General features: G+C 72.6%; 7 protein-coding genes. 3 read left to right on the top strand and 4 right to left on the bottom strand.

Annotated features, from left to right (window positions below; all coding sequences use genetic code 11):
* Nucleotides 1-105 precede the first annotated feature (105 nt).
* A complete protein-coding gene (locus tag CBZ_RS11020; RefSeq protein ID WP_130781593.1) occupies nt 106-393 on the bottom strand; it encodes a DUF4287 domain-containing protein in 288 nt (95 codons plus the stop codon).
* A 131-nt stretch (nt 394-524) separates the two neighbouring features.
* Here CBZ_RS11020 and CBZ_RS11015 point away from each other — a divergent pair, with 131 nt between their 5' ends.
* Together CBZ_RS11015 and CBZ_RS11010 are read left to right on the top strand one after the other, a co-directional pair.
* Complete coding sequence (locus tag CBZ_RS11015) at nt 525-1,442, top strand: cation diffusion facilitator family transporter (RefSeq protein WP_130781592.1); 918 nt, start codon at nt 525-527, stop codon at nt 1,440-1,442.
* A 131-nt stretch (nt 1,443-1,573) separates the two neighbouring features.
* Nucleotides 1,574-2,899 carry an LCP family glycopolymer transferase gene (locus CBZ_RS11010; protein ID WP_246013284.1) on the top strand — a complete coding sequence of 442 codons (1,326 nt, stop codon included), beginning with the start codon at nt 1,574-1,576 and terminating at the stop codon, nt 2,897-2,899.
* Between the two features lie 16 nt (nt 2,900-2,915).
* Here CBZ_RS11010 and CBZ_RS11005 read toward each other — a convergent pair whose 3' ends face one another.
* The 3 genes from CBZ_RS11005 to CBZ_RS10995 are packed head-to-tail and all read right to left on the bottom strand — an operon-like array spanning nt 2,916 to nt 6,230.
* Nucleotides 2,916-4,283: an ABC transporter substrate-binding protein gene (locus CBZ_RS11005; RefSeq protein ID WP_130781591.1), complete on the bottom strand. Its 1,368-nt coding sequence runs from the start codon at nt 4,281-4,283 to the stop codon at nt 2,916-2,918.
* Nucleotides 4,284-4,332: 49 nt separating this feature from the next.
* Nucleotides 4,333-5,271 (bottom strand): carbohydrate ABC transporter permease, encoded by a 939-nt coding sequence (locus tag CBZ_RS11000; RefSeq protein ID WP_130781590.1) that lies wholly within the window; start codon nt 5,269-5,271, stop codon nt 4,333-4,335.
* Nucleotides 5,271-6,230, bottom strand: coding sequence for a carbohydrate ABC transporter permease (locus CBZ_RS10995; RefSeq protein WP_130781589.1), 960 nt, complete (start codon nt 6,228-6,230; stop codon nt 5,271-5,273). The genes CBZ_RS11000 and CBZ_RS10995 overlap by 1 nt, the downstream gene beginning before the upstream one ends.
* Before the next feature lie 348 nt (nt 6,231-6,578).
* On the opposite strand from CBZ_RS10995, the gene CBZ_RS21785 reads away from it, so the two are divergent.
* Nucleotides 6,579-8,738: a DUF6055 domain-containing protein gene (locus tag CBZ_RS21785; RefSeq protein WP_246013282.1), complete on the top strand. Its 2,160-nt coding sequence runs from the start codon at nt 6,579-6,581 to the stop codon at nt 8,736-8,738.
* Nucleotides 8,739-8,751 lie beyond the last annotated feature (13 nt).

The following is an 8,751-nucleotide window of genomic DNA, read 5'->3' as shown; positions in this document are numbered from 1 at the left end:
CGGCGGGACCGCTGGGAAGGGTCCCGCCGTCCGCCGCGCCCGGGGACCCACGCCCGGGGACCGCGCCCGGGGACCGCGCTCGACGCGGCCGGTCGGCCGGTGCCCTCAGGACGGCTTGGTGGCCTTCCCGTCGAGCCACAGCGTGTCGGACTCGTCGCGGTGCGTGCCCGCCGTGCCGACGTGCTTCGTCCCGATCGTCGGGCCCTTGGTGATGACGTGCACGACCGCCATCCCGTGCCCGCGGCCCAGCCCGTAGTCGTCCGCGAGCCACGCGAGGATCTCGCCCGCTTTCGTGCCCGGGCCGTAGCCGCGCTCGGCGGCCAGGTCGACGAGCTGCCGGGGAGTGAGCCCGGTCTTGTCCTCGACCGCGTCGAGGTAGGCCTGGAAGGACATCGGTGCTCCTGTTCGGTCCGGGTGCGTCGGTGCTGGTCACGGCCCGGTCGTCGCGCGGCCGCCCACGAGCGATCCTTGCGGGGGCCACCCACACAGGGAAGGCTCGACGCACATCCCCGACGAGGACGGCCATGGGACACGACCACCACCACGCGCACGGCGTCGCGGACCACCGCGCACGGCTCGCCGTCGCGTTCGGCATCTCCGCGACGATCCTCGTCGCGCAGGGCGTCGGCGCGGCCGTCACGGGCTCGCTCGCTCTGCTCGTCGACACCGCGCACCTGCTGACCGACACGGGCGGGCTGCTGCTCGCGCTCGTCGCGGCGCACCTGTCGCTGCGGCCGCCGTCCGCCCGGCGCACGTGGGGGTACCGGCGCGCCGAGGTGCTCGCGGCGCTCGCGCAGGCGGCGGTGCTGCTCGTCGTCGGGGTGTACGTGCTGGTCGAGGCCGTGCAGCGGCTCGTCGACCCGCCGGAGATCCCGTCGACCACGATGATCGTGTTCGGCGTCGTCGGGCTCGTCGGCAACCTCGCGGCGCTGCTCGTCCTGTCCGGGCACCGGGACGCGAACCTCAACCTGCGCGCCGCGTTCCTGGAGGTCGCGAACGACGCGCTCGGCTCGGCAGCAGTCGTCGTCGCGGCGGTCCTCATCGCGACCCTCGGGTGGCTGCGCGCCGACGCCGTCGCGGCCCTGTTCATCGGCGCGCTGATCCTGCCGCGCGCCGTGCGGCTGCTGCGCGACGCGACGGCCGTGCTGCTCGAGTCGACCCCGCCGGGCCTCGACCTCGACGAGGTCCGCGACCACCTGCTGCGCGTCGAGCACGTGCGGGAGGTGCACGACCTGCACGCGTCGCTCATCGCGACGGGTCTGCCCGTCATCAGCGCGCACGTGGTCGTCGACGACGGCTGCTTCACCGACGGGCACGCGGGCCGCATCCTCGACGAGCTGCAGGAGTGCGTGGCCCGCCACTTCGACCTGTCCGTCGAGCACTCCACGTTCCAGGTCGAGACGGCGTCGCACCGCGACCACGAGCACGCGGGCCACGCCTGACGGCCCGGGCGCCGCCCGGAGCGCTGCTGCCGCCGCGGCGTGCACATCACGTCGCTGGCCTGCACATCCCCTCCACCGGTCCTGCGCGCGAAGTCGGCCCCGCCGCTCGGGCGTCTTCCTACGCTCGACGGGTGCCGACCAGCCGCCACACCGCCGTCCACCGCGAGCGCACGCCCCGGCACCAGCGGCTCGGGCGGCGACGACGGGTCGCGCGCACGGTCGCCGTCGTGACCCTCGGGGTGCTCGTGTTCGGCGTGACCGCGGCGGGTGCCGTCGTGCACCGGATGTTCGGCAACATGCGGACGGCCGACGTCACCGGGCTGGTCGACATCCCGAAGCCGACGCCGACGGGCCCCGTCGACCCCGACGACCCGCACGCCGGGCAGCCCGTCAACATCCTGGTGCTCGGCTCGGACCAGCGCGACGGGGAGAACGGCACCATCGGCGGGGTCGTCGACGGCAGGCGGTCGGACACGACGCTCGTCGTGCACGTCTCGGCGGACCGGCAGCGCGTCGAGGTGGTGTCGATCCCCCGCGACTCGCTCGTCGAGATCCCCGACTGCGAGCGTGCCGACGGCAGCACGCGGCGCGGCTCGTCGCTCACGATGTTCAACGAGGCGTTCGCGCGGCCGTGGGTCGGCGACGAGGGGCTGGAGCACGCGGTCGCGTGCACGATCCGCACGATCCACGCCAACACCGGGCTGCTGGTCGACCACCACGTGGTCGTGGACTTCAGCGGGTTCCAGGACATGGTCGACGCGGTCGGCGGGGTGCCGATCTGCATCCCGTGGCGCATGAAGGCGACGGACGCGGACCTCGACGTCCAGCCCGGTGAGCAGCGGCTCGACGGCCCGACGGCCCTCGCGTTCGCCCGGGCGCGCAAGGGCGTCGGGCTCGGCGACAACTCCGACATCAACCGGATCGGCAACCAGCAGCGCCTCGTCGCGGCGATGGCCGACGAGGTCCTGACGAAGAACCTGCTGACCGACGTGCCGGAGCTGCTGGGGTTCTTCGGCGCGGCGACGAGCTCGCTCACGGTCGACCCGGAGTTCCGCACCGGGATGCTCGGGCTCGCCTACCACCTGCGGTCGCTGCGCGGCGACGGCATCACGTTCATGACCGTGCCGTGGGCGCCGGCCGCGAGCGACGAGGACAAGGTCGAGTGGACGTCCGCCGCGGACGACCTGTGGGCGAACGTCGTCGCGGACCGGCCCGCGCTCGGCGGGCCTGCGGTGCCGGACGTCCCGGCGGGCGACTCCCCCGCGGGCGACTCCCCCGCGGGCGACGACGTCGCCGCGGGCGCGGGCGGGACCGTTCCGCCGACGACCACCGGCGACGCTCCGACCCCGACGACGTCGGCCACCCCCGCGGCCCCGCCGGCCCCCACGCCCTCGGCGACGAGGAAGGCCGGCCGGGAGCCGTTCTCGGTGGCCGACACGACGGCTGTCTGCGGCTGACCCCCGGGGCGCGCCGTCAGCCGCCGGTCACCGTGTCGTACGCCCGCTCCGCTGCCGCCTGCGCGTCGGCGAGCGCCTCGGTCGCGGTCTTGTCGCCCAGCAGCGTCGCGGTCACGGCGTTGTTGAGCTCCGCCTCGATGTCCTGCCCGACGGGCGACGACCCGAACGTGCGGCCGTAGTCGAGCACCTCGTAGTAGGTCGCGATGACCTGGTCGAACCCGGCGTCGCCGGACGGCACGACGTACTGCTCGCGCAGGCTCTGGTCGGCCTCGGGCGACCCGGTGAACAGCCCGGTGTTGATGCCGCCGTCCTCGGCGCGGGTCGCGGCGCGCGCCTCGCCCGCCGCCTGCCAGGCGTCCATCGTGGTGAGCTCGAGCATCCACGCGCACGCGGCCGCGGGGTTCTTCGCACCCGCCGGGACGACGAACGCGGTGCCGGACGCCACGGAGAAAGGCTGCCCCTCGGCGTCCCGGAACGGCACGGCCTGGAGCTGCACCTGACCGACGTAGGGCGAGAGCACGTTGGGGTACCACTGCGCCATGACCTGGGCACCGACCTGGTCGGTGACGAACTGGTTGCTGTCGCCGAACGTGTCGAAGGCGTCGGTGAAGCTCTTCACCTCCGCGAAGCCGCCCTGCGCGTCGGTGATCCGCTTCAGCAGGTCGAGCGCGGTCGTGTTCGCGGGGTCGTCGAGCGTGGGCCGACCCTCCTCGTCGGTGAGCGTGCCGCCCTGCGACAAGACCCACAGCCCGGCCTGCCCGGTGGCGACGGGGTCGAGGCCCAAGGTGGTGGGGACGCCACCGGACTCGGCGTACATCGCCTCGACGGCCCCGAGGAGCACGTCGGGCTTCGACGTGTCGAGCTGGTCGCCGGTCACCCCCGCCGCGTCCATGACACGGGTGTTCAGGAGGATCGCGGGCGGCTGGTAGAACTGCGGCACCGCCCAGACCTGGTCGTCGTAGGTGACGTCGTCGACGACGAACGGGTACCACCGCTCGTCGGGGTCGACGTCGTGCGCGGCGAAGCACTCGTCGAGCGGCACGACGAGACCCTGCGCGGCGTAGGTCGTGACGAACCGCCGGTCCATCTGCACGACGTCGGGGACGTCGCCGGCCGCGACGCGCGTCGTGAGCTTCTGGGCGTCGAACGCGGTCTGGTCGAGCTCGACCGTCACGTCGGGGAGCTGCGCGGCGGCGTGGTCCATGCGGGCGGTGCCGACGTCGTCGGCGTTGTCGAACGCCCAGCCGGTCATCGTGCCGGAGGGGGTGGCCGTGAAGTCGACGTCCGCGGCCGCGCCGCCCTCCTCTCCGCCGCCCCCGCACGCGGCGAGGGCCAGGGCTGTCGCGGGCAGCAGTGCGAGGAGCGCGCGGTTGCGGGTGGTCATGATGGTCCCTTCCGTCGGTGCCGGGGGCCGGGGTCGCCGGCCACCGGCCTCAGCCCTTGCGTCCCGTCGTCGCGACGCCCTCGATGAAGTAGCGCTGGCCGAACGCGAAGAGCGCGAGCATCGGCAGCGTGACCAGCAGGGACGCGACCATGACGTACTGGTAGTCGCCCTGCCCGCCGGCGGTCGGGCTGTAGCGGGTCATCGCGTACGCGATGCCGAGGGGCGCGGTGAAGCCCTCGACAGACCCGGCGTTGAGGTAGATGAGCGCGGCCTGCAGGTTGTTCCACGACGCCTGGAACTCGAACAGCAGCACGATGACGAACGACGGCACGGACAGCGGCATCGCGATGCGCCAGAACATCGACCAGTACGACGCACCGTCGATCCGCGCGGCCTCGAACAGCTCGCGCGGCAGGCCGAGGAAGAACTGCCGCTGCAGAAAGATGTAGAACGCGGAGCCGAAGAGGTTCGCGCCGAACAGCGGGATCCACGTCCCGAGCGCCCCGAGCTCCTTCCAGATGAGGTAGACGGGGATCATCGTGACCGCGCCGGGCAGCATCATCGTGGCGAGCACGAGGCCGAACAGCAGGCCGCGCAGCGGGAACCGGAAGTACGCGAACCCGAACGCGACGAGCGACGACGACACGGCGACGAGCACGGCCGCGAGCAGCGCGATCGTCACGCTGTTGACCATCCAGTGCACGAGCGGCAGCTCGTCCCACACGCGGACGTAGTTGTCCCAGTGGACCGTCTGCGGCCAGAGCGCGTTGTCGAACACCTGGCCGCGGCCCTTGAGCGACGCCGACAGCAGCCAGACGAACGGGTAGAGGAACATCACGGCGAGCCCGACGAGCAGCACCCAGAGCAGCACGCGGACGGCGGGCGGGCGGGGGCGGCCGGGCCGGGCAGGCGGCGGGGGCGCTCCGACGGGGGCGCCGACGACGCCGGGTGGTGCGGCTTGCGGGCGGGGGGTCCCGATGGCGGTCATCAGCGGTCCGCCTCGTAGTAGACGAACCGGTTGCCGAACCGCATCTGGATCGCCGTGACGGCCAGGATGATGACGAACAGCAGCCAGGCCATCGCGGCGGCGAACCCGAGGTCGAACTGCCGGAACGCCTTCTGGAAGAGGTAGACCGCGTAGAACAGCGACGCCTCGGGCGACGCGTTCGTCTGGTCCCGCCAGAACAGCAGGTACGCGGAGTCGAACACCTGGAACGCGGCGATCGTCAGGACGATGACGTTGAAGAACATCGCGCCGGAGATCATCGGCAGCGTGATCGAGAAGAACTGCCTGACGCGGCCGGCGCCGTCGAGCGACGCCACCTCGTAGAGCTCGCGCGGGACGTTCTTGAGGGCCGCCAGGAAGATCACCATGGTGCCGCTCACGGCCCACAGCTGCATGAGCACGATGGACGGCTTGATCCACCCGGGGTCGACGAGCCACTGGGGACCCTGGATGCCGAACGTGCCGAGGAAGTCGTTCACGGCGCCGGTGTTGCCGTTGAGCAGCAGGAAGAAGATGGCGGCGGTCGCGACGACGGGCGTCATCCGCGGCAGGTAGAACAGCGTGCGGAACAGGCCGGCTCCCCGTCCGACGTTCGCGAGGAGCGTCGCGAGGAACAGGGCGAAGACGATCTCCAGCGGGACGGCGAGCAGCGCGTAGAAGAGCGTGTTGCCGAGCGCGGTCATGACCCGCGGGTCCTCGACGAGGCCCGTGAAGTTGTCGAGCCCCGCGGGTCGGATGGTGTTCGCCGCGAGGTTGTAGTGGCTGAACGAGATGACGAGGCTCGTGATCATCGCGCCCGCCGTGAACACGAGGAAGCCGACGATCCACGGCGAGATGAAGAGGTAGCCGGCGAGCGCCTCGCGTCGGTTGTACCGGACCTTGCGGAGCACCTGCGGGGGTCTCGCGGTCCGGGGGGCGGCCGGCTGCACGACCTGCGTCATCGGGGTCCTGCCCTCCGTCGACGCCAGGCGGCCGCGGTGGTCAGGGAGGCCGTGGCGACTGCTGCACCGCGCCCCCGGTACCGACCGGGCGTGACGTCGAGGTCACGCCGCGACGGTAAGCCCGGCCCCGGGGGGTCGCAACCAGAAGCAGTTCTCACCGCGCAGGTCACGTGCTCGACCCCGGCCGTGGATGAGGATTCTGTAACGCTTCAGAGCCTGGTGGACGACTGTCCGCTATGTCAGGGTCGCGGGGCCCGGGAACCCGACCAGGGAGTCGACATGCCGCACGCCCGCCCCGTCCGACGCGCACGCCTGCGTGCCCTGCTGTTAGCGCTCACACTCCTGGTGGTGCCGTTCGCGGTCACCCTGCCCGCCGGTCCGGCGCAGGCCGCCGACAAGACCGTCTGGATCCCCGAGCGCTGGCGCACGACCAACGAGGTCGCGTGGGCCGACAACCGCAAGGCCGAGTCGGAGAACTTCGTCGTCCTGTGGGGCGAGCTGTCCGGGACCTCCCCCACGACCGCCCCGACCGCCTACCGGTTCGACCCGGCGAACGTCCTGCGCGAGCTCGAGAGCGCGTACTCGTTCTACGTCGACGACATGAAGTTCACGCCCGAGACCGGGCTGCTCGCGCAGCACAAGATCATCGTCATCATCACGAACACGTGGTCGAGCAACCCGAACCTCAACGCCTGGGCCACCGGCGGGTCCACCGACGGACGCGTCGGCGTCATCAACCTCGCCCCCGGCGCCGCCCAGCCCGGGTCGTGGGGGCTCGTCCACGAGCTCGCGCACGTCCTGCAGAACTACACCTTCCTCGGCCGGTCCGGCGTCGGCTTCACGCACGCGTCCGCCGGGACGTTCTGGGAGAGCAGCGCCGAGTTCATGGCCATGCAGGCCCTCCCCGGCCAGGGCGCCGGCGACCTCACCCGGTTCATCCGCACCGAGAACCTGCCCTACTCGTCCAGCCGCCACCACTACGGCGCGTGGATGCTCCCGCAGGCGATCGTCGACCAGCGCGGCCTCGCGTTCTTCAACCGCATCTGGAACGAGGCCCGCAGCACCGAGCACCCGCTGGAGACGTACAAGCGGATCGCCGGCCTCACGCAGGACCAGCTCGGCGCCGAGATCGCCCGGTACGCGATGCGCAACGTCACCTGGGACTACTCGAACGCCGCCCAGGTCAAGCCCTACATCGACCGGCTCTACCCGTTCGTCGTCCCGCAGTCGTTCGTGCAGGTCGACGCCGTCGACGCCACGCAGAAGCACTTCGCCGTCCCCGACGGCATCGCCCCCGGCGCGTACGGGTACACCAAGATCAAGCTCGTCCCGTCGTCGTCCGGCGCGCTCGTGCGGATCCACCTCAAGGGCCACGTCGACCCGAACGCCGGCTCCGGCTGGTCCTACGGGTTCGTCGGCGTCACCAACGGCGTCGCCCGGTACAGCCCTGTCACGCAGGGCACCGACACCGAGGCGTCGTTCCAGACCCGGGCCGGCGAGCAGGTCTACCTCGTCGTCTCCGGCACCCCGACCGCCGTCCCGAAGCACGGCTTCCTCGACGGCTACCCGAAGAACTACCGCTACCCCTTCGAGTTCCGCATCGACGGCGCCCTCCCGTCCGGCCACGAGCCCGGCTTCACGCGCGGCACCGCGCCCGGCGGCGGCCGCTGGCACAGCAACGGCGGCGGCTGGGTCGACTCGCGCGCGACCGTCGCGTCCACCGCGTACGTCGGGCCGAACGCCGCCGTGTACGGGCGCTCGACCGTCAGCGGCACCGCCCGCATCGAGGGCCTGGCCTGGGTCAACGACGGCGGGACCGTCAGCGGGTCGGCCGTCGTGCGCGACTCCGCGCTCATCCAGGGCGGGGTCTCGATCGGCGGCACGGCCGTCGTCGGCGGGGACGCCGAGCCGTCCGGGACCTGCACGTCCGGCGCGTACCTCATGTTCAACCCGGACCGGCGGTGCGACGGCGGCGCCGGCGAGACCGACGTGAACCGCGCGCACGGGCGCTTCACCAGCGCGGAGCTGGCGATCACGGGGACGACCACGCCGACCCCGACGCCCACCGTGACGCCGACGCCGACGCCGACCGTCACGCCGACGCCGACGCCCAAGCCGACCGTGACCCCCACGCCGACGGTGACGCCGACGCCCACTCCCACGCCGACCGCGACGCGGACGCCGACCCCCACACCCACCCCGACGACGCCGCCCGCGGGCCGCTCCTGCACCGCGGCCTACACGGTGACCAGCACCTGGCCGGGCGGGTTCGTCGCGACGGTCCGCGTGACCGCCGGGTCGCAGGCGGTCGACGGCTGGACCGTCTCGATCGACCTGCCGTCGGGCGCGGCCGTGCACCACTGGAGCAGCGAGGTGCTGGGCACCGCGCCGCTCACGCTCGGCCCCGCGGCGTGGAACTCGCGGCTCGCCGCCGGGGGCAGCGTCGAGATCGGGTTCCAGGGCACGGGCTCGCCGCAGGCGACGTCCGTGAGCTGCGCAGCCCACTGAGCCGTCGGGCGGG

This window comes from Cellulomonas biazotea (assembly GCF_004306155.1).
Lineage (GTDB): Bacteria > Actinomycetota > Actinomycetes > Actinomycetales > Cellulomonadaceae > Cellulomonas > Cellulomonas biazotea.
The sequence above is the reverse complement of the archived record's forward strand: the minus strand, read 5'-3'. Positions and strand labels throughout refer to the sequence as shown.

Coding starts and splice junctions, on each gene's coding strand:
- CBZ_RS11020 (WP_130781593.1), bottom strand. CDS start 393: ATGTCCTTCCAGGCCTACCTCGACGCGGTCGAGGACAAGACCGGGCTC.
- CBZ_RS11015 (WP_130781592.1), top strand. CDS start 525: ATGGGACACGACCACCACCACGCGCACGGCGTCGCGGACCACCGCGCA.
- CBZ_RS11005 (WP_130781591.1), bottom strand. CDS start 4,283: ATGACCACCCGCAACCGCGCGCTCCTCGCACTGCTGCCCGCGACAGCC.
- CBZ_RS11000 (WP_130781590.1), bottom strand. CDS start 5,271: ATGACCGCCATCGGGACCCCCCGCCCGCAAGCCGCACCACCCGGCGTC.
- CBZ_RS10995 (WP_130781589.1), bottom strand. CDS start 6,230: ATGACGCAGGTCGTGCAGCCGGCCGCCCCCCGGACCGCGAGACCCCCG.